This is a genomic window from Tsukamurella tyrosinosolvens (assembly GCF_900104775.1).
Taxonomy (GTDB): domain Bacteria; phylum Actinomycetota; class Actinomycetes; order Mycobacteriales; family Mycobacteriaceae; genus Tsukamurella; species Tsukamurella tyrosinosolvens.
Window position 1 is genome coordinate 1,971,529 of sequence record NZ_FNSA01000003.1, and the last position, 24,228, is coordinate 1,995,756.

General features: G+C 71.7%; 22 protein-coding genes. 8 read left to right on the forward strand and 14 right to left on the reverse strand.

What is annotated here, in order from left to right; translation table 11 throughout:
• Position 1: 1 nt before the first annotated feature.
• The gene (locus BLW32_RS10950; protein WP_068742146.1) at positions 2–730 is read right to left on the reverse strand and encodes a LysR family transcriptional regulator substrate-binding protein; all 729 of its coding nucleotides are present in this window, start codon (positions 728–730) and stop codon (positions 2–4) included.
• Between the two features lie 29 nt (positions 731–759).
• Between BLW32_RS10950 and BLW32_RS10955 the strand changes: the two genes are divergently transcribed.
• Together BLW32_RS10955 and BLW32_RS10960 are read left to right on the forward strand one after the other, a co-directional pair.
• Positions 760–1,152, forward strand: coding sequence for a DUF5997 family protein (locus BLW32_RS10955; RefSeq protein WP_068525052.1), 393 nt, complete (start codon positions 760–762; stop codon positions 1,150–1,152).
• A gap of 136 nt (positions 1,153–1,288) precedes the next feature.
• Positions 1,289–1,741, forward strand: coding sequence for an SRPBCC family protein (locus BLW32_RS10960; protein WP_232066493.1), 453 nt, complete (start codon positions 1,289–1,291; stop codon positions 1,739–1,741).
• 1 nt (position 1,742) lies between these two features.
• On the opposite strand, the gene BLW32_RS10965 is transcribed toward BLW32_RS10960, so the two are convergent.
• The 5 genes from BLW32_RS10965 to BLW32_RS10985 form a co-directional block, all read right to left on the reverse strand.
• A complete protein-coding gene (locus BLW32_RS10965; RefSeq protein WP_068742144.1) occupies positions 1,743–4,238 on the reverse strand; it encodes a DEAD/DEAH box helicase in 2,496 nt (831 codons plus the stop codon).
• Between the two features lie 33 nt (positions 4,239–4,271).
• A complete protein-coding gene (locus tag BLW32_RS10970; protein ID WP_068525055.1) occupies positions 4,272–5,240 on the reverse strand; it encodes an alpha/beta fold hydrolase in 969 nt (322 codons plus the stop codon).
• A 67-nt stretch (positions 5,241–5,307) separates the two neighbouring features.
• Entirely contained in the window at positions 5,308–6,237 is a 930-nt protein-coding gene (locus BLW32_RS10975; protein ID WP_068525056.1) for an alpha/beta fold hydrolase, read from the reverse strand.
• Positions 6,234–7,169 (reverse strand): proteasome assembly chaperone family protein, encoded by a 936-nt coding sequence (locus BLW32_RS10980; protein ID WP_068525057.1) that lies wholly within the window; start codon positions 7,167–7,169, stop codon positions 6,234–6,236. Before BLW32_RS10980 ends, BLW32_RS10975 begins: the two co-directional genes overlap by 4 nt.
• Positions 7,170–7,278: 109 nt before the next feature.
• Complete coding sequence (locus BLW32_RS10985) at positions 7,279–7,704, reverse strand: MarR family winged helix-turn-helix transcriptional regulator (protein WP_068525058.1); 426 nt, start codon at positions 7,702–7,704, stop codon at positions 7,279–7,281.
• Positions 7,705–7,762: 58 nt separating this feature from the next.
• Here BLW32_RS10985 and BLW32_RS10990 point away from each other — a divergent pair, with 58 nt between their 5' ends.
• Complete coding sequence (locus BLW32_RS10990) at positions 7,763–8,566, forward strand: alpha/beta fold hydrolase (protein WP_139286128.1); 804 nt, start codon at positions 7,763–7,765, stop codon at positions 8,564–8,566.
• A 10-nt stretch (positions 8,567–8,576) separates the two neighbouring features.
• Here the strand turns inward: BLW32_RS10990 and BLW32_RS10995 are convergent, their stop codons facing one another.
• Positions 8,577–10,466 (reverse strand): APC family permease, encoded by a 1,890-nt coding sequence (locus BLW32_RS10995; protein WP_231857408.1) that lies wholly within the window; start codon positions 10,464–10,466, stop codon positions 8,577–8,579.
• A gap of 225 nt (positions 10,467–10,691) precedes the next feature.
• Between BLW32_RS10995 and BLW32_RS11000 the strand changes: the two genes are divergently transcribed.
• The gene (locus BLW32_RS11000; RefSeq protein WP_082791458.1) at positions 10,692–11,747 is read left to right on the forward strand and encodes a DUF4192 domain-containing protein; all 1,056 of its coding nucleotides are present in this window, start codon (positions 10,692–10,694) and stop codon (positions 11,745–11,747) included.
• Between the two features lie 31 nt (positions 11,748–11,778).
• On the opposite strand, the gene galE is transcribed toward BLW32_RS11000, so the two are convergent.
• Together galE and BLW32_RS11010 are read right to left on the reverse strand one after the other, a co-directional pair.
• The gene (galE, locus tag BLW32_RS11005; protein ID WP_068525062.1) at positions 11,779–12,765 is read right to left on the reverse strand and encodes a UDP-glucose 4-epimerase GalE; all 987 of its coding nucleotides are present in this window, start codon (positions 12,763–12,765) and stop codon (positions 11,779–11,781) included.
• A gap of 3 nt (positions 12,766–12,768) precedes the next feature.
• Complete coding sequence (locus tag BLW32_RS11010; RefSeq protein WP_068525063.1) at positions 12,769–13,452, reverse strand: iron-dependent transcriptional repressor DtxR; 684 nt, start codon at positions 13,450–13,452, stop codon at positions 12,769–12,771.
• 116 nt (positions 13,453–13,568) lie between these two features.
• Here BLW32_RS11010 and BLW32_RS11015 point away from each other — a divergent pair, with 116 nt between their 5' ends.
• Positions 13,569–14,798, forward strand: a complete 1,230-nt coding sequence (locus tag BLW32_RS11015) for an acetoin utilization protein AcuC (RefSeq protein WP_068742141.1) — start codon at positions 13,569–13,571, stop codon at positions 14,796–14,798.
• Positions 14,791–17,502, forward strand: a complete 2,712-nt coding sequence (locus BLW32_RS11020) for a bifunctional acetate--CoA ligase family protein/GNAT family N-acetyltransferase (RefSeq protein WP_068742140.1) — start codon at positions 14,791–14,793, stop codon at positions 17,500–17,502. Before BLW32_RS11015 ends, BLW32_RS11020 begins: the two co-directional genes overlap by 8 nt.
• Positions 17,503–17,536: 34 nt before the next feature.
• Here the strand turns inward: BLW32_RS11020 and BLW32_RS11025 are convergent, their stop codons facing one another.
• The 3 genes from BLW32_RS11025 to BLW32_RS11035 form a co-directional block, all read right to left on the reverse strand.
• The gene (locus tag BLW32_RS11025; protein WP_068525066.1) at positions 17,537–18,538 is read right to left on the reverse strand and encodes a sigma-70 family RNA polymerase sigma factor; all 1,002 of its coding nucleotides are present in this window, start codon (positions 18,536–18,538) and stop codon (positions 17,537–17,539) included.
• A gap of 112 nt (positions 18,539–18,650) precedes the next feature.
• A complete protein-coding gene (locus tag BLW32_RS11030; protein WP_068742139.1) occupies positions 18,651–20,129 on the reverse strand; it encodes a DUF7782 domain-containing protein in 1,479 nt (492 codons plus the stop codon).
• Positions 20,130–20,465 carry a DUF3099 domain-containing protein gene (locus tag BLW32_RS11035; RefSeq protein ID WP_068525068.1) on the reverse strand — a complete coding sequence of 112 codons (336 nt, stop codon included), beginning with the start codon at positions 20,463–20,465 and terminating at the stop codon, positions 20,130–20,132. It abuts the gene before it with no gap.
• A 38-nt stretch (positions 20,466–20,503) separates the two neighbouring features.
• On the opposite strand from BLW32_RS11035, the gene BLW32_RS11040 reads away from it, so the two are divergent.
• Positions 20,504–20,740 (forward strand): DUF3039 domain-containing protein, encoded by a 237-nt coding sequence (locus tag BLW32_RS11040; protein ID WP_068525069.1) that lies wholly within the window; start codon positions 20,504–20,506, stop codon positions 20,738–20,740.
• Between the two features lie 4 nt (positions 20,741–20,744).
• On the opposite strand, the gene BLW32_RS11045 is transcribed toward BLW32_RS11040, so the two are convergent.
• Positions 20,745–22,037, reverse strand: a complete 1,293-nt coding sequence (locus BLW32_RS11045; protein WP_175546291.1) for a YihY/virulence factor BrkB family protein — start codon at positions 22,035–22,037, stop codon at positions 20,745–20,747.
• Positions 22,038–22,188: 151 nt separating this feature from the next.
• Here BLW32_RS11045 and BLW32_RS11050 point away from each other — a divergent pair, with 151 nt between their 5' ends.
• Positions 22,189–23,880, forward strand: coding sequence for a DEAD/DEAH box helicase (locus tag BLW32_RS11050; RefSeq protein WP_068742138.1), 1,692 nt, complete (start codon positions 22,189–22,191; stop codon positions 23,878–23,880).
• 103 nt (positions 23,881–23,983) lie between these two features.
• Here BLW32_RS11050 and BLW32_RS11055 read toward each other — a convergent pair whose 3' ends face one another.
• Positions 23,984–24,199 (reverse strand): DUF7455 domain-containing protein, encoded by a 216-nt coding sequence (locus BLW32_RS11055; protein ID WP_068525071.1) that lies wholly within the window; start codon positions 24,197–24,199, stop codon positions 23,984–23,986.
• Positions 24,200–24,228: the final 29 nt, after the last annotated feature.

The window sequence follows — 24,228 nt, forward strand, 5'->3', positions numbered from 1 at the left end:
CTCAGCGGCGGGGCCGCTTCGCGGGCTTGCCCTTCGACGGTCCCGGCGACTTCCCGGCGGCGGCGCGCGCGGCCTGCTTCGCGAGGGTCTTCTCCCGCGCCGTCCGCTTCGGTGCCGGTTCGGTCCGCCCCCGGGACGATCCGGCTTTCCGGCCGCGGACGACGCCGATGAACTCGGCGACCGCCTCGGACTGCTCGCCGGCGGGCACCGCGAGCACCACGGGGGAGGGCGGCGCGTCGGTGAGGGGCCGGTAGGTGAGGTCCTTGCGGTGGTGCAGCCGCGCCAGCGACTGCGGAGCGATGAGCAGGCCCATCCCTGCGGCGACCAGCTCGATCGCGGCCTCCGTCGTCTCCGGCCGGTGCTCGACCGGCGTACCGGGGGCTCCGGCCCAGTGCAGCGCGTCGTCGAGCGGCAGCAGGGTCGGCTCGCCGTCGAGGTCCGCGGTCGTCAGCTCGTCCGCCGCGGCAGCGTGATGCTCCTTGGGGACCACCGCGACGACCTGCTCCTCGTACAGCGCGATCGTCGCGAGCCCACTCGTCTCGGTGGGCAGGCGCAGGAGCGCGAGGTCGACGGTGCCCGCGCGCACCGCGTCCGCCGCGTCGGCCGCCGCGACCGGGACGAGCTCGAGCCGCACGTCCGGATGTCGCTCGCCCCAGACGCGGGCCCACTTGGCGGGCGTGGCGCCCGGGACGTAGCCGAGCCGCAGCGACGGCGGGAGCGAGGAGGTCACTCCTGGAGATTACCGATAGGCTGGCACCCATGAGCAGGCAGAACACCCAGTCCATGAAACCGGCGACCGCTGCGAAGAAGCTGGACGTGTACCTGCCCGCCACGCCGGCCGCGTTCCAGGAGAACCCGATCACCCGCGACGAGCTGGCGGCGCTGCAGGCCGAGCCGCCGCAGTGGCTGCAGGACCTGCGGAAGAACGGCCCGCACCCGAAGAACCTCGTCGCCGCCCGGCTCGGCATCTCCATCTCCGGCCTGCAGCGCGCGGGTGTCGGTGAGTCGCTGACCACCGAGCAGATCACCGGTCTGCTCGCGGATCCGCCGCAGTGGCTGATCGACGAGCGTGCGAGCCTCGACGCCGTGCGGGCGGACGAGCAGCGGGTCGCCCAGGCGCGCGCGGCGCGCAATCGACCCAGCCGCAAGTAGGCCCGCGGGCACACCGGTATCGACGATCTCCGGAACTGCCACGCCCCTCCGCCGTTATGTGTACGCTGTGAACATGGCGTTCCGCGTCGGCGCGCCGTATTGGCACCGAAGAGAGTGAGAAACCATGTCCGAGCGGATGTCCAGCACCCGAGTCATCGCCGCGAGCCCCGAGCGGGTCTTCGCCGTTCTCGCCGATCCCGTGCGCCACGAGGACATCGAGCCCACCGACTGGGTGCGGGACGCGGTGGACGACGCTCCGCTCGATCACGTCGGGCAGATGTTCTCCGTGAACATGTACCTCGATCAGGCGGGCGGCGACTACGTGATGGAGAACAAGGTCACCGCTTTCGAACGCGATCGGGTCATCGGCTGGCTGCCCGGGACGCGCCGGGAAGGCGAGTGGCAGGCGGGCGGCTGGTGGTGGCGGTACGACCTCGCACCGTCGGAGAACGGCACGCAGGTGACGCTGACCTACGACTGGACCGACACCCCGCAGTCGTTCCGGGACTTCGTCGGCTCTATGCCGCCGTTCCCGCCGGAGTACCTCGACCAGTCCCTCGCGGGGCTGGACGCGGCCGTCCGCGGCTGATTCAGCCCGAGACGACCTCCACGTCCACGAGCACGACGTCGCCGCGTTCGTCGGACGCCGGGAGGTCGACGACGGCCGTGATCGCCCAGCCGTGGTCGCCGTCGGGGTCGGCGATGGTCTGCCGGACCCGCCAGGCCCGCGGCATCGACGTGTCGAGCGAGAAGAGCTGCGGGCCACGGGCGTCCGCGCCGGTCGAGATGTCGTCGTACTCCTCGTAGTAGTCGTCGAACGCGGCGTACCAGTCGACGCCGGGATCCATCGCGTCGAGCAGGTCGTACTCCTCCTCGGCGACGAGCTGGACCCGGCGGAACATCGCGTTGCGCACCATGACGCCGAACGCCCGCTCGTCCGACGTCAGCGACGTCGAGCGGCCGATCTCCGGCGCGGAGGCGTGCGCCTTCACCGGGTCCGGGGAGGTCATCTCCTCCCACTCGTCGACGAGCGAGCTGTCCACGTACCGCACCAGCGCGCCCAACCAGGCGATGTAGTCGTCGAGCTCGGGCGTGCGCACGGCCTCGGGGACCGTGTGACGCAGCGTGCGGAAGGCATCCGACAGGTACCGGAGCACCGCGCCCTCCGAGCGGCCGAGCTGGTACTTCGAGACCAGGTCGTTGAAGGTCATCGCCCGCTCGATCATCTCCCGCACCACCGACTTCGGGGAGAGCTCGAACTGGGTCACCCAGGCGTGCCCGGCGGCGTAGGTCGCGTACGCGGGGACGAGCAGGTCCTCGAGGGGCTTCGGGTACGTGACGTCCTCGAGCAGAGCCATCCGCTCGTCGTAGTCGATGCCGTCGGCCTTCATCTCCGCCACCGCGACGCCGCGCGCAGCGTTCTGTTGCGCGCGCAGCACGGGTCGCGGGTCGTCGAGCACGGACTCGATCACCGAGATCACGTCGAGCGCGTAGTCCGGGGACTCGGCGTCGAGCAGCTCCAGCGCCGCGAGCGCGAAGGGTGCGAGGGGCTGGTTCAGCGCGAAATCGGGCTGCAGGTCGACGGTGAGCCGCACGTGCCGGCCGTCCTCATCGGGCTCCGCCAGCCGCTCGACGACGCCGCCCGACTCCAGGCCGCGGAACAGGGTGATCGCGGTGCGGATGTGCCGCAGCTGGTTCCGGCGCGATTCGTGGTTGTCCTCCAGGAGGTGACGCATCGCGTCGAAGCAGTTCTGCGGCCGCGCGATCACGTTGAGCAGCATCGAGTTCGTGACCGAGAAACGGGAGGTCAGTGGCTCCGGGGCGGCCGCGACGAGCTTTTCGAACGTCGCCTTCCCCCAGGAGACGAATCCCTCGGGCGGCTTCTTCCGCTGGACCCGCTTGAGCTTGGCCGGGTCTCCTCCGGCTTTCGCCTCCCGCCGGGCGTTCTCGATCTCGTGCTCGGGCGCGGCCACGACGACGGTGCCCATCGTGTCGAACCCCGCGCGCCCGGCCCGGCCGGCGATCTGGTGGAACTCGCGGGCGCGCAGATGCCGCGTGCGCGTCCCGTCGAACTTGGTCAGGCCCGTCAGGTAGACGGTGCGGATCGGCACGTTGATGCCGACGCCGAGCGTGTCGGTGCCGCAGATGACCTTGAGGAGGCCCTCCTGGGCCAGCTTCTCCACCAGGCGCCGGTACCGGGGGAGCATGCCGGCGTGGTGCACGCCGATACCCGAGCGGATGAGCCGCGAGAGGGTCTTGCCGAAGCCCGTGGTGAACTGGAAGTCGCCGAGCGCCGCCGCGATCGCGGCCTTCTGCTCCTTGCTCGCGAGCGGGAGCGACATCAGCGCCTGCGCGCGTTCGGCGGCGGCCTGTTGCGTGAAATGGACGACGTAGACGGGTGCCTGGTGCGTGGTGACCAGTTCGACGATCTGATCCTGGATCGCCATGGTCGAGTACGAGAAGTGCAGCGGTACCGGACGTTCCGCGCCGGCCACGAGGACGGTCTCGCGCCCCGTCCGCCGCGTGAGGTCCTCCTCGAAGAAGGAGGTGTCGCCGAGCGTCGCGGACATGAGCACGAATTGTGCGCGGGGCAGCTCGATGAGCGGCACCTGCCACGCCCAGCCGCGGTCCGGCTCCGAGTAGTAATGGAACTCGTCCATGACCACCTGCGCGATATCGGAGTCGGCGCCCTCGCGCAGCGCGAAGTTGGCGACGATCTCGGCGGTGGCGCACACGATCGGCGCGTCGGCGTTGACGGCCGCGTCGCCCGTGACCATCCCGACGTTCACGGTGCCGAAGACCTCGCAGAGCGCGAAGAACTTCTCGCTGACCAGCGCCTTGATCGGTGCGGTGTAGTAGGTGCGCCGGCCCTGCGCCAGTGCTGCGAACTGGGCGCCCATCGCCACGAGGGACTTGCCCGAACCGGTGGGGGTCGCCACGATCACGTTGGCGCCCGAGCAGGCCGCGATCAGCGCCTCTTCCTGGGCCGGGTACAGCGTGATGCCGCGGTCATCGGTCCACTCGAGGAAGGCCTCGAAGACCGCGTCGGCCGTCGGGTCGGCCGGGAGCAGGTCGATGAGGTTCACTCATCTCACTCTACGGGCCGCGATCGTGACCGGTCAGCCCAGCTCCTGGGCGGGCGCGGCGACGGTGACGCCGGCCGCCGAACGCAGCCCGTCGCGCAGGTGGGTCCGCGCCAGCCGCGCGGGCACCGTCGAGGTGAGGAAGTCGGTGAGGAGGGCGAGGAATCGGTCCGGTGCCTCGGTCATGGGGAAGTGGCCGACACCGTCGAAGACCTCCACGCGCGCCGCGGGCAGGGCCGCGCGGAGGACCTCGGCGTGCGTCGCGGGGATGATCGAGTCGTCGGCCCCCCAGGCCACGAGCGTCGGGACCTCGGCGGTCAGATAGCACCGATCGAGCATGGTGACGACCTGCCCGCGCAGGTCCACCACGGATCGCAGCGTCCGCGCGAAGGCGTGCGGGGACGCGGTGTTCGGCATGCGGTCGAGCGCCCGGCGCAGCTGCACCGCGTCGGGGCGCACGGGGCTGGGCACGGCCGCCGCCGCGAGCAACGCGGTCGCCAGGACCTGCTTCGCGCCCGGCAGCGCCGTGAGCGCGACGAGCTGCTCGGCGAAGGGTAGGGAGAGCAGGCGCAGCAGCGGCGAGACGTCGTGATCGACGCCGCCGGGCGCCACGAACGCGATCCGCTCGACCATCTCCGGGAACTGGTAGGCGAACTGCCCGGCGACGCCGCCGCCCAGCGAGTGGCCGACGACCGATACTCGCTCGATGCCCAGGTAGCACAGGAGATCTCGCATGCCGTTGGCGAACGCGGCCACCGAGTAGTCGGCGCGCGGGCGATCCGAGAGGCCGTGGCCGAGCAGGTCCGGCGCGATCACCGTGAATCTGTCGGTCAACGGCGCGAGCACGGAGTCCCACACGAGCGAGTTGTCGCCGATGCCGTGCAGCAGGAGCACGGCGGGCCCGGTACCGCCGATGCGGTAGGCGCGACGGTGCCCGTGGATCGTCGCGAAGCACAGGTCGGGCACGTACGGGCGGGCCCGGAAGGGCAGGACCTCGGAACTCATCGCGGCCTCCTCACGACTGACTCCCGTCAGTGTGGGAGCGCCGGATTACGGGCGCGGCATTCGCCGGTTACGCCGGCGTTTCGGCCTCGGCGTCGAGATCCGCGTCGCGGCGCAGGGCGTCCTGCAGGTCCGCCACGGTGAGTCGCGCGGGATCGGTGCCGTCGACGAAGTCGGTCAGCACGGCGAGGAACCGGTCCGGGTCGCTCCGGAACGGGAAGTGCCCGGCACCGTCGAAGACCTCCAGGCGCGACGACGGCAGCGAGGCGTGCAGCAGGTGCGCGTGCTCGACCGGAATGATCGGGTCGTCGGAGCCCCACACCACCAGCACGGGCACGGTCTCGGCGACGTAGGTGCGGTCGAGCATCGTCACCACCTGGCCGAACGGGTCGACGACGGCGCGGAGGGTGCGGGCGAACGCGCGCGGCGTGCCGGCGTGGGGCAGGCCCGCGAGCACCCGGGCGCACTCGGCGTTGTCGACGAAGAGCTTGAGCGGGACGCGGCCCAACAGGTCCAGCGCGGCGCTCGCCACGGGCAGCACGCCGGGGAGCGCGAGCGAGCGGATCGCGATCTCCGACATCGGCAGCGAGACGGCCTTGAGCACGGGGGAGACCGAGCGGGTGACGCCGCCGGTGTTGACGAAGACGAGCCGCTCGACCATCTCCGGGTACTGGTAGGTGAACTGCCCCGCGATGCCGCCGCCCAGCGAATGCCCGACCAGCGTCGCGCGCTCGATGCCGAGGTAGAGCAGGAGATCACGCATGGCGTTGGTGAACGCCGGGAGCGAGTAGTCGGCGCGCGGGCGACCGGAGAGGCCGTGCCCGAGCAGGTCCGGCACGATCACCGTGTACCGCTCGGCGAGCCGCTCGAGGATCGGTTCGAACGTCGCCGAGTTGTCGGCCATCCCGTGGATGAGCAGCAGGGCGGGGCCGCTGCCGCCGATCCGGTAGGCCCGGCGGTGGCCGTGGATCAGCGCGACGCGCTGACGCACCTGCGTCACGCGCCGGAGCCGTTCTCGCCCTCGTCGCCGGCCTGCTCCGCGAGGAAGGCCTCGAACTCGCTCGCCAGGTCGTCACCGGTCGGGATGGCCTCGCCATCGGCGATGAGCAGCTCGCGGGGCTGCTGCGCGGCCTCGTCGTACTGCTGCTCCAGCGTCTCGACGACCGAGGAGATCTCCGAGCTGGACGAGACCTGGGCGTCGATCTGCTCGCGCAGCTCCGCCGCCTCCACCGCGAGATCGCCGTCGGGCAGCTGGAGCCCGACGGAGGTGCGCAGCGCGCCGAGCATGCCGAGAACCGCCTCGGGGTAGTCGTTCTGCGCGAGGTAGTGCGGCACGTGCACCGACAGCCCCAGCGTGTCGTAGCCCTTGTCGGCCATCCGCAGTTCCAGCAGTCCTGCGGCGCTCCCGGGCAGGCGCATGGTGCCGCCGTCCCACGAGCGCAGCTCGCTGCGCAGGTCCGGATTGTTGCCGTGCGCGGTGACCGGCACCGGACGGGTGTGCGGGACCGCCATCGGGATGGCGTGCAGGCCGACGACCGAGCGCACGCCGAAGCGCTCCGCGAGGCCCGCAACGGCGCTGACGAAGCCGTTCCACCGCAGGTCCGGCTCCGCGCCCGCGAGCAGCAGGAAGGGCTTGCCTGCGGAGTCGCGCACGGCGTAGAGGTTCAGCTCGGGCTCGTCGACGCCGGTGAAGCCGTCCTCGAAGGTCATCGAGGGCCGGCGGGAGCGGTAGTCGATCAGCTCGTCGACGTCGAACGACGCGACCAGCTCCGTGGTGAGGTTGTCCTTGAGGTGCTGGCGCAGCAGCCTCAACGCGTGCCCGGCGTCGGCGTAGCCGTCGAGCGCGTGCACCAGCACGGGGCCGTTGCCGTCGGTGTCCGAGACTGACGGACCCGGGAACTCCAGCTCGTACATGTGGGACTGCTCGTCCATGCGCTACCTCCAACCGCCGTGCTCCCCGCGCCGGCGGGGAACTACCAGTTTTCCACGTGGGACAACCTCGCGTGCATCGTGTCGATTCCCGCGCGCCGCGTGTTTCCGCTCACGGCGTAACGGCGGACGCGAGGAAACGGCCGACGACCTCGGCCTCCGCGGGGCTGAGTGCGGCTGCCGACGCGCGGATCGGGCCGATGAGATCGGCGAAGAACTCCTCGCCGAGTCGGCGCGCATGGGCGGTGACGAGGACCTGGACGCGGCGGCGATCCCCGGGATCGGGGGCGCGCTCCACCAGGCCCGCGGCCGCGAGGCGGTCGACGAGGGCGGTGCACGCCGCCGAGCTCAAGTGCAGCTGCGTCGCCAGGGCTCCGGGGGTCGAGGGCGTGCCGGCCCGCTCCAGGTCGAGCAGCGCGACCAGTGCGCGCACGTCCGTCCCGCCGAGCGCGTGCCGGGCGCCGAAGGCGGCGATCTCGCGCTCCCAGCGCTGTGCCGCGGCGCGCAGGGCGTGCACGAGGTGGTCGTTGTCGCTCATGCGCCGACGGTAGCAGGTATCTTGATGATCAAATATCTCGATGATCGAGAGGAATGTCATGAGATCCGAGTTCTCCGACGCCTACGACGCCGTGGTCGCGCAGTGGGGCGTGCCGGTCCGGCGCACCGATGTCGACGGTCCGCTCGCCCGGACGCGGGTCCTCATCGGTGGCGACGACGACGCGCCGCCGCTGCTGTGCCTGCCCGGCGGCCGCGACACGGGCGCCTCCTGGTTCGGGCAGGCCGCGACTCTCGCGGCCTCCCATCGCGTGCTGGCGCCGGACCTCCCCGGGGACGCGGGCGGTAGCGAGCGGCGTGGGCTGAGATCCCGGGACGACCTACCGGCGTGGATCGACGAGGTGCTCGACGGACTCGGTGCGACCACGGCGGACCTGCTCGGGTACTCCCTGGGGGCGCAGATCGCGGTGGCCTACGCGCTCGCCCGCCCGGACCGCGTCCGGGCGCTGACCGTGCTCGATCCCACGCGAGTCTTCGCCTCGATGCGGATCACGACGGCGCTGCGCGCGGTGCCGGTGATGGCGGCCCCGTCGAGCCGGCGGGCTCGCGCGTACGCGACCTGGGAGACGGCCGGTCACTGGCCGCCGACTCCCGAGTTCGGCCGCTTGGCGAGCGCGGCCGCCGATGGGCCCCGGCCCCGGTACGCCGTCCCTCCGCAGCCGCGGCCCGACGACCTGGACGCGCTCCGGGAACTACCGGGAGGCGTCACCGTCGTCGTCGCGCTGCGCAGTCGGTACCACGACGGCGCGGCCGTGGCGCGCACCGTCGAACGGCGCTACCCGTGGATGCGGGTCGAGACCCTGCCCGTGTCGCATCACGAACTCCCGTTCGCGTACCGGCCGTGAGTGGCGTGCGTCAGGAGACGTGGACGGTCGGGCGACGCTTGGCGTCGTGCTCGGCCTGGCGCAGCACCTCGTGGCAGACGGCCGCGACCTCGCCGGAGCCCTCGACGAGGTACTTGCCCATGTTGAGCACGGGGTTCATCTCGGACCACTGGAAGTAGACCTCGGGCACGACGCCGGTCTCGTCGCGGATGTACAGCAGGACGGCGGCGATGGTGTTGGCGATGCTGCCCGAGCGCACCTTGAGCAGGCGGTAGCCGAACTTCTCGATGCCCCGGACCTCCAGGTCCTCCTCGAAGTCCGAGGAGTCGCGCGGCCACACCTCGAGCAGGATCACCCGCGAGCGGCCGGGGATGTGGCCGAACTTGCGCTCGGCGCGGACCTTGTCGCGGTACTCCTTCTTGGTGTCCACGTCGGGCTCGTGCGAGACGATGCGGATGGCGTGCTGGGCGGCGGCGTCGTCGCGGATGAATTCGAGGGCCTTCTCGTCGAAGGTGATCGACGAGGCGCGCAGCTCGAAGGAGCGCCGCACGCGGGAGCCGATCGACACGACGGCGATGGCCAGGATGAACAGCGCGGCGATCCGGACGCCGTCGGGCCGCTCGATGATGTTGTCGATCGTGGTGTAGACGAAGACCGCCGAGATCAGGCCGAAGCCCCAGGTGGCCGCGGTCTGCCGCTTGCGGCGGGCGGAGATGGTCACCGCGATCGCGGCGGAGGTCATGAGGACGAGGACGCCGGTGGCGTAGGCGCCGCCCTGCGCGTTCACGTCGGCCTCGAAGATGAGCACGATCACGAGGGCGATGACGGTCAGCACCACGACCAGCGGCCGCACGGCGGAGGCCCAGCGGGGAGCCATGCCGTACCGCGGCAGGTACCGCGGGACCAGGTTGAGCATGCCGGCCATCGCGGACGCGCCGGCGAACCAGAGTATCGCCACTGTCGAGACGTCGTAGACGGTGCCGAAACCGTTCCCGAGGTACTCGTGGGCGAGCCACGCCAGGGCGCGGCCGTTGGCGTCGCCGTTCGGCCCGAACTCCTCCGCGGGGATGAGCACCGTGGTCGCGAAGCTGGACGTGGCGAGCAGGACGCTCATGATCACGGCGGCGGTGGTCAGGAGGCGGCCGGTGTCCCGGATGCGCTTGGCCGGGTACTCGGGCGGGTCGTTGGGATCGCCCTTGATCTGGGGCATCACCGCGACGCCGGTCTCGAACCCGGAGAGACCCAGCGCCAGCTTCGGGAAGACGATCAGCGCGACCGCGATCACCATGAGCGGATTCGAATGCTCCGCCCACAGCAGGTCCTGCCAGTCCAGCACCTTCTGCGGCCGCTCCGCGACGTGCCACAGCGAGATCCCGATGACGACCACGTTGAGCGAGAGGTACAGGGTCACCAGGACGACGGCGGTGCCGATGGCCTCGCGGAAGCCCTTGAGGAAGATGACGCCCAGTGCCAGGACCAGGCCCAGGGTGATGGGGATGTTGGCGCCGTGGAAGAACGACGGGACCAGGGGGTTCTCGACGATGTGCTCGGCGGCGTCGGAGGACGACAACGTGATCGTGATGATGAAGTCGGTGGCCGCGAAGCCGAGCAGCACGAGGACGAACAACTTGCCGCCCCACCACGGGAGGAGGCGCTCGAACATCGCCAGCGAGCCGGAGCCGTTGAAGCTCTCCCGGGACACCCGCTTGTAGACCGGGAGTGCGCCGAACAGCGTGAGCGCGATGAGAACCAGGGTGGCGATGGGGGAGATGACGCCCGCCGCGATGAACGCGATGGCCGGCTGGTAGCCGAGGGTCGAGAAGTAGTCGACGCCGGTCAGGCACATGACCTTCCACCACGGCTGCGGGTGTTCCGCATCCTTCGCGTGGGGTCCGACGTGGGTGCCGGCCCGCTCAGACATGCCGCTGAGGAACCAGTCGCGCGTGCGGTCCGAGAACCGCGGTAAGCCGATCACGCGGTTCACAGTAGCGCTCACCGCTCCCGTGCGTCGGTCGCCCGCCCACCGGTGTCCGGTAACGACCGATCCTGTGCACAACGCCCAGCGTGGAGAACGTTTCGTAATCAAAGTGGGGATGGGTGAGCTCGGCCGGCGATCCCCGTCGGCGGCCTCCGCGAGCATTCGATCATGACGAAACATCACGCGGACCCGGCCATGAAGATCGACTCCCTCGGCGACCTGCTCGCCGCCGTCCCAGCGCTCCTGGGCTTCTATCCGACGCGCTCGGTGGTCCTCCTCGCGCACGACGAGGTGACAGGCCGGATCGGGGCCACCGCCCGGACCGATCTCGAGGTGACCCGGTCCGGCGGTCTCCGGAAGGACTGCCGGACCCACATCGCCGAGGCGGTGGGGCTGCTGCGGCGCCAGGGGGCGGACCGGTTGTTCTGCGTCGCCGTCGACGACCGCCCGCGCGAGCGGCTCGCCCCGGCGCTCCTGCGGCTGCTGGAGGACGCCGCGCGCTCACGGGACGCGGTCGTCCCGGACCTCGAGATCATCGACCTGGTGCTCCTCGACCGGATGGAGGCCGGCGAGCGATGGGTGTGCCGACACGGCGAGAGCGGCGCCCTCCCCGATCCGGCGTCGTCACCGCTGATGGTGGCGGCGGTCGTGGAGGGGCGCACCATCCACCGGTCCCGCGCGGACCTGACCGACCAGCTCGCGGAGGAGGGGCAGGGGATCGGTGCGGACCGCTGCCGCGACGCCGCGGACTACGAGGCGGACGGCGATCCCTGCGAGCTGCTGGCCGCCGTCGTCGGGGCCGTCACCGCGCAGCGCTCGGCCGCGCTGTCGGACGCCGACGTCGCCCTGCTCGGGGGAGCGCTGCTCGAGGTGACGGTGCGCGACGCGGCGATGGCGTTGGCCCTCACCGTGATGGCCGACGAGGCCCGGTTGCTGTTCGCCGAGCTGGCGCGGCGACTGCGCGGCACGCCGCGGGCCGCGGCGGCGACGCTGGTGGCCGCCGGGAGCTACTTGCGCGGGGACGGGCCGCTCACGGGCATCGCCCTGGACGCGGCACTCACCGCCGACCGGCACTACCGGGGCGCGCATCTGCTGGCGCACGCCCTGGCGGCGGGGATGCATCCGCGGGAGCTGTGCATCACCGCCGAGATCGGGCTGGACGTGGCCCGCCGCCTCGGCGTGGATCTCCCGCCCCGGGACCTCGGGTTCCCCCTCGCCGGGTGACGACCGGCGCGGGCTCCGGATCGGGTACGCGTCAGGCGCGGCGGGCGGCGTGCGCCCGGTCGCCCAGGGCCTGCGTGTACTCCCACGCGTCGGCGACGATCTCGCGTAGGTCCGTCTTCTCCGGTCGCCAGCCGAGCTCGTCGATCGCGCGGCGCGAGGAGGCGACCAGGACGGCCGGATCGCCGGCGCGGCGGTCCGCGGCGGTCTCGGGGATCTCGCGCCCGGTCACCTCGCGGCAGGTGTCGATCACCTGGCGCACCGAGAAGCCCTCGCCGGAGCCGAGATTGAAGATCTCGTGCGTGCCGGCCCGCGCATGGTCCAGTGCCAGCAGGTGCGCCTCGGCCAGGTCCTTGACGTGCACGTAATCCCGGACCGCGGTGCCGTCCGCGGTGGGGTAGTCGGCCCCGAAGACCGCGATGTCGCCGCGCTGCCCGAGGGCGGTCTGCAGCACCAGGGGGATCAGGTGCGTCTCGACCTCGCGGTTCTCGCCGAAGCCGCCGTAACTACCGGCGACGTTGAAGTACCGGAGCGAGACCGCGGCCAGCCCGTAGGCGGTGGCGTACGAGGAGATCGCGGCGTCGATCGCGAGCTTGGTGGCGCCGTACGTGTTCGTCGGCGCGGTCCGCGCGTCCTCCGGGATCGGGACCGACTCCGGCTCGCCGTACGTGGCCGCGGTCGACGAGAACACCAGGCGCGGGACGCCGGCGGCGAGCATCGCGTCGAGCAGTGTCAGCGTCGTGACGACGTTGCCCTGCCAGTAGTTGTGCGGGTGCGACACCGACTCGCCCACGAGTGATTTCGCCGCGAAGTGGAGTACGCCGTCGAAGTCGCCGTCGGCCAGCAGGGGGCGGGCCACCGTCGCCACGTCGCCCTCCACGAAGGTGGCGCCCGCGGGCACCGCTTCGCGGTTGCCGGTGCTCAGGTCGTCGATCACCGTCACCTCGTGGCCGCGCTCGAGCAGCACCTGCGTGCACACGCTGCCGACGTAGCCGGCGCCGCCGGTCACCACCAGGCGCATCGGCTACACCGCCTCGACGAAGACGGCGTGCGCCATCTCGTCGGGAAGTTCGAAGTCCTCGTGCCCGGCGACCGAGATGATCACCGCGCCGCGCTGGACCGTCACCGACACGCGAGCGTCCGGCACCACGCCGGCCTCGCGGAACCGGCCGATCAGGTCGGTGTCCGCCTGCACGTGCTCGGCCAGCCGCTTGATGACCACGGCCGTGGGGCCGCCCTGCGGGAGGTCCGTGAGCCGGGCGGGACGCGCGGGCTCGTTGCCGATGGCGACGCCGAGCTCGCCGAGCCCCGGGATCGGGTTGCCGTACGGGGACGTGGTCGGGTTGCCCAGCACCTCGAGCAGCCGCCGCTCGACGTCCTCGCTCATCACGTGCTCCCAGCGGCAGGCCTCCGCGTGCACGTTCTCCCACTGCAGACCGATGACGTCCACGAGGAGCCGCTCCGCGAGCCGGTGCTTGCGCATCACCGCGATCGCCAACTGGCGGCCCTTCTCGCTGAGTTCCAGATGACGGTCCCCGGCCACCCGGACCAGGCCGTCGCGCTCCATGCGCTGCACCGTCTGCGAGACGGTGGGACCACTCTGCTCGAGACGCTCCGCGATCCGCGCCCGGAGGGGCACGACGCCCTCCTCCTCGAGCTCGTAGATGGTCCGCAGGTACATCTCGGTGGTGTCCACCAGATCGTTCACGTGTCCAGCTCCTTCTCGTCACCGTCGAGCTTAACCGAGACGGGCTTCCGTCCCCCGTACTAAAGGTTACCTAACTTCGCGGCGTCGCAGGGACGCAACGACTAGGGTCGTGACACATGGCACGGTTCCCCGACTCCCAGGTGGTCTGGGACCCCTCGGTACTCGACTACCGGTTCTCCCACTCCCACCCGATGGACCCGGTGCGGCTGCGCTTGACGATGGAGCTGTCGCGGATGCTCGGGGTGCTCGACGGCGTCGAGGTGGTGACCCCCTCGGACTTCGATCCGCTGGAGCTCGGACGCGCGCACACCGACGACTACCTCGCGGCGGTGCGGGTCGCGGGCTCGGGGCGGTCCCGGATCGATCTCACCGGTTACGGCCTCGGCAACGACGACAACCCGATCTTCCTCCGCATGCACGAGGCCGCCGCGAGCCTGGTCGGATCGACCCTCACCGGCGCCAAGGCGATCGCCGCGGGCCACACCACCCGCGCCGTCAACATCGCCGGCGGGATGCACCACGCGATGCGCTCGCACGCCTCGGGATTCTGCGTCTACAACGACGCGGCCATCGCCATCTCCTGGCTGCTCGACAACGGCTTCGACCGGATCGCCTACATCGACGTCGACGCCCACCACGGCGACGGCGTGCAGGCACAGTTCTGGAACGACCCGCGCGTGCTCACCGTCTCCCTGCACGAGGACCCCCAGCACCTGTGGCCCAACACCGGCTACCCGACCGAACTCGGTGGCCCCGAGGCCCGCGGCACCGCCGTCAACATCCCGGTGCCCGCGTTCTGCCCCGACGGGCTGTGGCTGCGCGCCTTCCACGCCGTGGTGCCCTCGGTCGTGCGCGAGTTCCGGCCCCAGCTCATCGTCAGCCAGTGCGGCTGCGACTCCCACGCGAGCGACCCGCTCACCGACCTCTCGCTCACCGTCGACGGACAGCGCGCGGCGATCCTCGCGATGCGCGACCTCGCCGACGAGGTGTGCGACGGCCGGTGGTTGGCGGTCGGCGGCGGCGGCTACCAGCTCGTGCACGTGGTGCCCCGCGCGTGGACCCACCTGATCGCGGCCGTGATCGGCGCCGACATCGACCCCGCCACACCGATTCCCGCGGAGTGGAAGGACCTCGCCGCGAGCCTGCCCACCGACCAGGTCGGCGCCGTCGGCGCGCTGCCGGAGACCATGGGCGAGGGCGGCGCGACCGCCTTCACCCCGTGGGAGCCGTCCTCGTACGACCCCAGCTCCGCTCCGATGGAGGCCGCCGCCGACCGCTTCATCGCCCGCGCCCGCTCCGCGGTTTTTCCTCTTCACGGACTCGACCCGGAGGATCCCCGTGACTGACGCCACCCCCTCGCATCCCGACGGTCCCGCCACCGACCCGTTCCCGGCGCCGAGCCAGCAGGCGCCGTCGGGACCGTACGAGTTCCCCGCGCACTGGGTCGCGGACGTCCTCGCCTCCGACGGCGGCGTCGTCCACCTGCGGCCCGTCGTGCCCGACGACGCCGACGCGATGGTCGCCTTCCACGGCGGGCTCTCCGAGCGCACCCGCTACCTGCGCTACTTCGGCCCGTACCCGGTGATGCCGCCGCGCGACGTCGCGCGGATGACCACCGTCGACCACGAGCAGCGCGTCTGCCTGCTCGCGATCCTCGGCGGCAAGATCATCGCGGTCGGCCTCTACGAGGGACTCGCCGACTCCGGCAAGCCGACGTCGGCGGAGGTCGCCTTCGTCGTCGCCGACGAGCACCAGGGCCGCGGACTCGGGCCGATCCTCCTCGAGCACCTCGCCGGCGCCGCCGCCGAGAACGGCTTCCACCGCTTCGAGGCCGAGGTCCTCGCCGAGAACCGCTACATGGTCAACGTGTTCAAGGCCGCCGGGTACGAGCTGCGGCGCAGCTTCGACGGCAGCGTCGTGCACGTCGAATTCGGCATCGACCCCACCGAGGCGCTCGTCGCCGTACGCAACGCCCGCGAACTCGCGTCGGAGGCGCGCAGCGTGAGCAACGCGCTCCGCCCCACCTCGATCGCCGTGATCGGCGCCTCGACCACCCCCGGCAAGGTCGGACACGCGGTGCTGCGCAACATCATCGCGGGCGACTTCGCGGGGCCCGTCTACCCCGTCCACCCGGATCGCCGGTCCGTGGCGGGCATCCGCGCCTACGAGTCCGTGCGCGACATCCCCGACCAGGTGGATCTCGCCGTGGTCGCGGTCCCCGCCGACAACATGGACCAGGTGCTCGACGACTGCCTCGCCAAAGAGGTCCGGACGCTGCTCGTCGTCTCGTCCGGCTTCTCCGACGCCGGCGGCCGCGGCAAGGAGTCGGAGCGCCGGCTCCTCAAAGCCGTCCGCTCGCACGGGATGCGGCTGATCGGCCCCAACGCGCTCGGCGTGATCAACACCGACCGCGAGGTGCGGATCAACGCGACGCTGGCCCCCGTCGTCCCCGGCCGCGGCAACGTCGGCTTCTTCTGCCAGTCCGGCGCCCTCGGCATCGCCATCCTCGACACCGCGGCGAAACGCGGTGTCGGACTGACGACCTTCGTCTCCGCGGGCAACCGTGCCGACGTCTCCGGCAACGACGTCCTGCAGTACTGGGACACCGACGATCAGACCGAGGTGGTGCTGCTCTACCTCGAGAGCTTCGGTAACCCCCGCAAGTTCGGCCGCATCGCGCAGCGCCTGGCCCGACAGAAGCCGATCGTCGCCGTGCACCGCGGCGGCATCGACGCCGACCGGCGGCGCCGCGGCTCGGAGGCGCTGTTCGAGAACTCCGGTGTCGTGCAGGTCGATTCGATCCCCGAGCTGTTCGACTGCGCGACCTTCTTCAGCTACCAGCCGCTCCCCGCCGGCCCGCGGGTCGCCGTCATCGGCAACTCGACGGCCCTCGGCATTCTCGCCACGCACACCGGGATCCGCGCGGGACTCGACGTCGCGCAGCCCGTCGATCTGGGAGCGGCGGCGACCCCCGCGGAGTTCGGCGCAGCGATCGACGCGGCGCTCGCGGACGACGCCGTCGACGCGATCATCGCGGTCTTCGTCCCGCCGGTGGAGGCGCCCCCGGAGGCCCACGCCGCGGTCCTGCTCGAAGCCTCCCGCAAGCAGATCAAGCCGATCGTCTCGACGTTCCTCGCGTTCGACGGCGTCACCGAGCTGCTCGCCGCCACCGACGAGGACGGCGTCCGCGTGCGGGGATCGGTCCCGTCGTACCCCGAACCCGAGCGCGCCGCCCGCGTACTCGCGCACGGCTGGCGCTACGCGCAGTGGCGCGCCCGCCCCGTCTCCGACACCGCGCGACCCGACCGCACCGACGTGGAGACCGCGCGCACCCGCGTCCGGGAGTGGCTGCCCACCGGCGATGCCGACACGGGGCCCGTGACCCTCAGCTTCGCGGAGAGCGCGGAGCTGTTGGGGCTGTACGGGGTCGGCGTGGTGGCCTTCGACCTGGCGTCCACCCCCGACGAGGCGGTGGCGGCCGCGGACCGCCTGGGATACCCGGTCGCGGTCAAGGCCATGGGGGAGCGCTGGCGCCTGCGCGCCGACCTCGCGGCGGTGCGCCTCGATCTCACCGGGCCGCAGGCCGTGGCCGACGCGTTCGCCGAGCTGACGCAGGCGACGGGGGAGTCGACGCTGCACGTGCAGCGGATGGCGCACAAGGGGATCGGCTGCGCCGTGGGTTACGAGAACGACCCGCGGATCGGTCCGCTGCTCTCCTTCGGCCTCAGCGGCGCGGTGCCCGAGCTCCTGGGCGACCGTGCCTACCGGCTGCTGCCGCTGACCAACGCCGCGGCCGCCGACCTGGTGACCGCCACCCGCTCCGCGCCGCTGCTCGACGGCTTCGCGGGCGAGTCCGGCGTGGACCGCGCTGCCCTCACCGATGTGGTCACGCGAATCGCGGCCCTCGCCTACGAGGTGCCGGAGATCGTCTCGATCGACTGCCAGCCGATCCTCGCGACCACCGACGGCGCGTCGGTGCTGTCCGCGGTCATCCGCATCGGCCACGCGAGCGAGGTGCTGGCACAACAAGCGGAACCGCGCCGGCTGTGACAGCCGACGCGGTTCCTTCGAGGGTGGTTCGGGGCTAGCTCGCGTACGCGCGCAGGCGATCGGCCCGCTCGCCGTTGCGGAGCTTGCTCATGACCTCGCGCTCGATCTGGCGCACACGCTCGCGGGAGAGCCCGAAGAGCTTGCCGATCTGGTCGAGGGTGCGCGGCTGGCCGTCGTCGAGGCCGTAGCGCAGGCGGATCACCTGCTGCTCCCGCTCGTCGAGCGTCGCGAGCACCGAGCGCACGTCGCTGTGCATGAGCCGCGAGATGACGGCCGACTCCGCCGAGGCGGCCTCGGCGTCCTCGATGAAGTCGCCGAGCGGCGCCTCCTCGTCGGACCCGACGGGCATGTCCAGGCTGACCGGGTCGCGCGAGTGATCCATCAGGTCGGCGATCTTCTCCGCCGGGATGCCCGACTCCTCCGCGAGCTCCGCGTCCGTGGCCTCGCGGCCCAGCTGCTGGTGCAGCTCGCGCCGGATGCGGGCCAGCTTGTTCACCTGCTCCACGAGGTGGACGGGGAGCCGGATGGTGCGGGACTGGTCCGCCATGCCGCGCGTGATGGCCTGGCGGATCCACCAGGTGGCGTACGTCGAGAACTTGAAGCCCTTGGCGTAGTCGAACTTCTCCATCGCGCGGATCAGGCCGAGGTTGCCCTCCTGGATCAGGTCCAGCAGGGGCATGCCGCGCCCGGTGTAGCGCTTGGCCAGCGAGACCACGAGGCGCAGGTTGGCCTCCAGCAGGTGCTGGCGGGCGGCCTGCCCGTCGCGGACGATGAACGCCAGATCGCGCTTCTTCGAGGCGGCCATCCGCTTCTTGGTGGCCAGCAGGTGCTGTGCGTACAGCCCCGCCTCGATGCGCTTGGCCAGATCGACCTCGTCCTCCGCGGTCAGCAGAGCGGTGCGGCCGATGCCGTTCAGGTACACGCGCACCAGATCCGCGGCGGGACTCTGTGCGTCGAGATCGGCCTCGGTCAGCGGGGGCCGCACCCGATCAGCGGGGCGGGCTGCGGTGCTAGCGGTGTTGACGCGGTGTGCCATGTGGCTGCCTCCTGTTCGCCGGTACATCTGGTTCAACGGACGACGGGCGCACAGAGTTCCCGAGCCCGGATCCCCTGACCTGCGCAAACAGCGAGGCGTTCTGAGAAGTTGCTTAGAGGAAGGTTACGAATCCGTGCCGGTGGAGGTCGGCGAGCAGCCGGCGGGCCGGATCGGCCAGGTCGTCCTCGCCCGTGGCGGCCTCGAGCAGCAGCACGAGGTCCTCGGTCGTGAGGCCGCCGCGGCAGCCCGCGAGCAGGCGGGCGCCCGCGTCGTCGAGCTCGTGCACCCAGCGCGGGCCCGACATGCGGGTCACGCGCACCGCGACCTCGTCCCACCCCTCGTCGCCGGTCACGGACACCCGCTCCAGCGCGACGTCGTCGCCGAGGAGCGGACGGGCGGCGTCCAGGTCGGCGTCGCGCAGCCACGCCATGCGGGCGAAGTGCGCAGGCACCTCATCGCCCAGGGGATCGTCGAACGGATGGCTCAGCTCCTCGCAGACCACCTCCGACGGGCCGTCTATCGCGCGCAGGAGCACGAAACCGAAGCCGATGCCCGTGACGCCGGCGTCCGCGAGGTGCGCCAGCCAGCGGTCCGACTTCGCGCGGCCCTCACCGACGCGGGGGTCCAGCCCCTCGTCGCGCAGCCAGGTGCCCACGTACAGCGCCGGATCGGCGACGTCGCGCTGCAGCACCCACGCCGCGGCGCCCTCGGCGGGCAGCCAGGACGCGACCCGCGCCTGCCACGACTCGTCCGCACGGTGCACCCACGAGGCCAGCAGTGCGGCGGTGCCGCCGGGCGCCAGGTAATCGGGGGCGCCCCGCACCACGAGCTCGGAGGCGCCGTCGAGGTCCAGGCCGGAGTCCCGGTAGGTGTGGTCCACCCGGCCCTCGCCCACGACGAACGGCGGGTTCGCCAGCAGCAGGTCGAACCGGCGGCCCGCGACCGGCGCGAACCAATCGCCGGTCAGCACCTCGACGTCCGCGCCGTTGAGCGCGGCCGAGGCCGCGGCGAAGCCGGCCGCCCGCGGGCTCACGTCGGTCGCGGTCACGGAGTCCGCGAATCGGGTCGCGGCGCACGCGTGCACGCCGCAGCCGGTGCCGAGGTCGAGGACGGTGCCCACCGGCTCCCGGGGCGTCGCGCGCAGCAGGGACTGCGAGGCGTGCCCGACGCCGAGGACGTGCTCGCGGTGCTGGGGGTGCGGCCGCATCAGCCCGTCGAGGTCCGAGAGGAACCACTGCGGGCCATCGGGCAGGTCCAGCGGCCGCAGGCTCAGGGCGGCCCGGACCCGCGCCGGGTCCTCCGGGTCGGGCTCGAGCAATCCGGCGTCGAGGGCCTCGGCGACGGTGACGGGAGCCAGGGCACCGTCGACCTGCGCACGCGGGACCGGCGCGGCGGCGAGGAAGAGACGGATGAGCACGTCGAGCGGTGCGTCGCCGGGGGCAGCGGCCTCCACGGGGCCGGGCTCCCCGCGGGAGAGGCAGCCGTAGGCGTCGCCGAGGCGGTCGGCGACGGCGGACTCGGAGAAGTCGGCGGCGGCCAGCGCGGGACCGAGCCGACGGCACAGCGGTGCCAGGCCGGGGGAGAGCAGCACCTAGTCGCCGCGCGCCGAGACGGTGGTGATCGGGTGGCCCTGCAGGGCGAGGCGATCGAGCTTGCGCCGGGTGAAGCGGTCGGGCTCGCCCTTGCGCTTCTTCGGCCGGTCGTTCGCGCGGATCACGGCGATCCACGGGATCGGGATGGAGCCGCCGAGCACGGCCAGCGCGATCATCCAGTTGCCCGTGGCCGAGTAGATCCAGGCGGAGATGACGAGCGCGGGGATTCGGATGGCCATGATCATCAGGTACCGGCGAACGCGCCGCCGGTGCTGCTCGTCGTACGAGTCCTCCGCATCGGTGATGACGTAGGTGGCTTCACCTTGGTTTCCCACACTTCGATCGTCCCACTGCGGCTGGCAGAATGAAAGTCATGAGTACGAAGACCCTGGAGAAGCCGGACGTCGACGTCGACGCCGATACCGGCACCGACGACGACACTCCCAAGTTCTTCCACTACGTGCGGAAGAACAAGATCGCCGAATCGGCCGTGATGGGCAACTACGTCGTCGCGCTGTGCGGCGAGACCTTCCCGGTCACGAAGTCGGCGAAGCCCGGCTCGCCGGTGTGCCCCGAGTGCAAGAAGATCTACGACCGCATGAAGAAGTAGCCGCTCACCGCGGCTCGACCCCACGCGGGGGCCCGGCCGGCGCCACGCACGGGACCTCGGGGTCGACGGTGCTCCGCGGCGCCGGTGCCCTCGTGGGCTCGCTCCGCGGCGCCACGGCGTCCGCCCTCGGGTCCTCGACCCCGGCCTCGGCCTCGGCGGACGCGGGTTCGTCGGCCTCGGCCCGCTGGCGCCGGCGGATCGGGTCCGTCGCGCGGCGCAGGCCCTCGGCGGCGGCCTTGCCGGGATCGGGGATCCCGGCCTCCTTGATCTGCTCGACGACCCAGTCCCGCAGCTGATCCGTGCGGATCTCGCGCGCGGGCCAGCGGTCCTGCAGTGCGGCGTTGAACTCCGCGCCGACCATGACGGCGAAGCCGAGGAAGAACGTGAAGAGCAGGAAGGCGATCGGCGTCGCGAGCGCGCCGTAGGAGATGCCGCTTCCCGACGCGATGAACGACAGGTACACGCGCAGCCCCGTCGACGCGACGAGGAAGATCAGCGCCGCGAGCGCCGCACCCGGCACGTGCCGGTACCACGGCAGCGGCCGCGGCAGCGCCTGCCGGTAGAGCAGGGCCAGGCCGCCGACCAGCATGAGCACGACGAAGGGCAGATAGCCGAAGTCGATCAACTGCGCGACGGCGGGATGCCACGACGCGGGGATGTACTTGATGATGAAGCTGGGGCCCAGCGCAACGAGGGGCAGCGTGAACACCGCGATCACGAGGAACTCCAGGTAGAGCACCAGCGCGAACAGCCGCTGGTACACCGGGTTGCGGACCGTGTGCTGGTCGTGCGCCATGCTGATCGAGTCCACGTACGACGACAGCGCGGACGAGCCGGCCCACAGCGCGAGGATGAATCCCACCGAGACCACGTCGCCGCGGCCCTGCTGGAGCACCCCGTCGACCATGGGCCGGATGATCTCGTCCACCACGTTGGGCGTGAACACGCGCAGGCCGAACGAGATGAGCCGGTCGTGGATCACCCCGATGGTGTCGGGGCCGAACCAGTTCGCCACGTAGCCGATGAGACCCATCAGGGCGAGCAGCAGCGGCGCCAGCGACAGGGTGGTCCAGAACGCCGCCTGGGCGCTGTGGCCCACGATCGAGTCGTCCCAGGACTTCACGACGGTGCGCCACAGGACCTGCGGCATGCCCTTGACGACGCCCCACGCGCGGGTGGGGAAGGAGGCACGACGGGGCCGATCCAGGTCCTGGGTGTGCGGGCCCGGATCGCGCGGCTCGGCGTCCTGCGCCGGGCCCGGTTGCCGGCTTCCCGGCGTGCCGTGTGCGTCGTCCATCATGTTCAGTCTTGCGCACCGGCGCCGATCACGCCGGAACCGGGATCGCCGCGTGTTGCGAGTAGACTGCTTCAGGGTTCACGATCGACCCGCCCGCGCCGCGGAATCGCGCCGGACGGGCTTCTCTCGCGGTTTAGGGGTGCGTTTTTCGATGGCGGTTTCACTTCGTGTCTGGCAGCGCCGTGCGCTCACGAAGTACCTGACCTCGAAGCCTCAGGACTTCCTGGCCGTCGCCACCCCGGGCGCCGGTAAGACCACCTTCGCGCTGCGCGTGGCCGCCGAGCTGCTCGCCGACCGCACCGTCGAGCGGGTCACGGTGGTGGCGCCCACGGAGCACCTGAAGTACCAGTGGGCCGAGGCCGCTGCCCGGAACGGCATCAACCTCGACCCGAACTTCACCAACTCGGGCGGCAGCACCTCGTCGGACTTCGACGGTGTCGTCATCACGTACGCCCAGGTGGGCATGCATCCGTACAAGCACCACGCGCGCACGTCGGCCTACAAGACGCTCGTCATTCTGGATGAGATCCATCACGCCGGCGACGCCAAGAGCTGGGGCGAGGGCGTGCGGGAGGCCTTCGCGCCGGCGACGCGCCGGCTCGCGCTCACCGGTACGCCGTTCCGCAGTGACGACAACCCGATCCCGTTCGTCACGTACGAGCCGGAGTTCGGCGGCGGCCAGCGGTCCAAGGCCGACCACGTCTACGGCTACTCGGACGCGCTCGCGGACGGCGTCGTGCGCCCCGTCGTCTTCCTGGCGTACTCGGGGCAGGCGAGCTGGCGTACCAGCGCGGGCGAGGAGTTCACCGCCCGCCTGGGGGAGCCGCTGAGCAAGGAGCAGACCGCCCGGGCGTGGCGCACCGCGCTCGACCCGCACGGCGACTGGATCCCCGCGGTGCTGCACGCCGCGAACACGCGGCTGGAGCAGCTGCGTCGCGCGATGCCCGACGCGGGCGGCCTCGTGATCGCCACCGATCAGTCCACGGCCCGCGACTACGCCGAGCTGCTCGAGGAGATCAGCGGCGAGAAGGTCACCGTCGTGCTGTCCGACGACCCGACCGCCTCGAAGCGGATCTCCGCGTTCTCCGAGGGCACGGACAAGTGGATGGTCGCCGTCCGCATGGTGTCCGAGGGCGTCGACGTCCCGCGCCTCGCCGTGGGGGTCTACGCCACGAGCGCCTCGACGCCGCTGTTCTTCGCGCAGGCCATCGGGCGTTTCGTGCGACTGCGCGTGCCGGGGGAGACCGCGAGCGTCTTCCTGCCCTCGGTGCCCGTCCTGCTGGATCTGGCCGCGAAGCTCGAGGAGCAGCGCGACCACGTGCTGGGCAAGCCGCACCGTGAGTCCGATGGGCTCGAGGACGCGTTGCTCATCGACGCGAACAAGCAGAAGGACGAGCCCGGCGAGGAGGAGAAGGCGTTCGTCTCCCTGCACGCCGACGCCGAGCTGGACCAGCTGATCTACGACGGCTCCTCGTACGGCACCGCGACGTTCGCGGGCAGCGAGGAGGAGGCCGACTACCTGGGGCTGCCGGGACTGCTGGACGCCGAGCAGATGCGGGCGCTGCTCAAGCAGCGGCAGAAGGACCAGGTGGACACGCGGACGGCCGTGGCCGAGCGCCCCGCGCCGCCCGCGGAGGTCGAGGAGCGGGCGACCGCCGGCGCGCAGCTCTCCGCCCTGCGCCGCGAGCTGAATTCGCTGGTCGCGATGCATCATCACCGCACCGGCAAGCCGCACGGCGTCGTCCACAACGAGCTGCGGAGCAAGCTCGGCGGCCCCGTGACGGCGATGGCGAGCGCGGATCAGCTGCGTGAGCGGATCGCTGCGCTGCGCACCTGGAAGTGACCCGGCGCACGTCGACGCGAGCGGGGCGGTAGGGCGCGGACGAACGACGGCGCCGGGCACCCGGAAGTAGGGCGGGTGCCCGGCGCCGTCGCGTCGATGGAACCTAGACCGAGACGGGCTCTCCCGCGACGGTGGCGCCCTGCGACTCCAGCTTCGCGCGGTGCTCGGTGAAGTGATGCCCGCAGAAGAGCAGCTCGAAACCCGACGGGAGTACCGCACGGACCTGGGCGGCCGCCGAGCAGCGATCGCAGCGGTCGGACGCCGTCAGGGGAGCGAAGGCATCGCCCGCGGGGGCCTCTGAAGTGACTGTGTTGGTCATGACTCCTCCGTTCCTCACGAACCGTTCTT